This window comes from bacterium, from assembly GCA_024224155.1.
GTDB lineage: Bacteria > Acidobacteriota > Thermoanaerobaculia > Multivoradales > JAHEKO01 > CALZIK01.
Map to the genome: position 1 here is coordinate 1 of JAAENP010000399.1, position 742 is coordinate 742.

General features: G+C 63.2%; 2 protein-coding genes. Both read right to left on the bottom strand.

The features are described from left to right. Positions 1-439, bottom strand: a 439-nt coding sequence (locus GY769_19990; protein ID MCP4204203.1) for an ISKra4 family transposase, incomplete at its 3' end; no start/stop codon positions are given. Between the two features lie 116 nt (positions 440-555). Then, the coding region (locus tag GY769_19995) for a DUF4338 domain-containing protein (GenBank protein ID MCP4204204.1) at positions 556-742 on the bottom strand (187 nt) is incomplete at its 5' end.

A 742-nucleotide genomic window follows, 5' to 3' on the forward strand; every position in this document is an offset into this window, starting at 1 on the left:
GCTGCTCATAAAAGGCGTCAAAGTCTTCAGCCGCCCGCTGAGCCAGCTCTTCGAGTTGACGTTTGGGAACCTGCGTGCCGCTGTGGCTCCCCACTGCCTCCAGAGCCTCCTCATACGAGCCTTTCGCCACTTCCACAGCGGCCCGGCGACGCAACTCGTGCGAGTAGCGCTCCGGAGGCAAATTCAACTCCCCGTCCAGAGGATGTAGGCTCGCCGAGCCCTCGGCCCCGTACCCCACACGACGCACCTCGACCGGACCGAAGACGCTGCCCAGAATCCGCTCGTGCGGCCGCGTCGGCTCGCGCTGTATGCCCTGCGCATCGCGCACCGGCTCCGTCGCCGTGCCGGGGCTACGCAGATCCAAGTGCTCTTGAAACATCCGCCGAAGAAGCTCTAGCCCTCGCTCTTCTATTTCCCTTTCCAGATCACTGTGCGTCATCGCACCTGCCTTCTCGCCCTTGAGAAAGCAAAGCATATCAGCAAACTTGGCATGCGATTGCTCAAAGGGCTCAGCTGTGGCCATGTCCGGAGCTGGCGTCCCCATCGCGTGCCTCCTCAGCGTTGCCGCAGCCGGCGCGCCGCGCCGCGAACCAGAGGGTAAAGGAAGACTTTTTTGGGACTCAGACCATGGCGTTGGTGAGTTCGGTCCATCCGGCCGCGGCCCGCGCTGAGCCCGACCTCGATCCAGTTCGCTGCCCGATAACAAGTCCCTTGGAAACGTGCAGGATCGACCAGCGTCTCC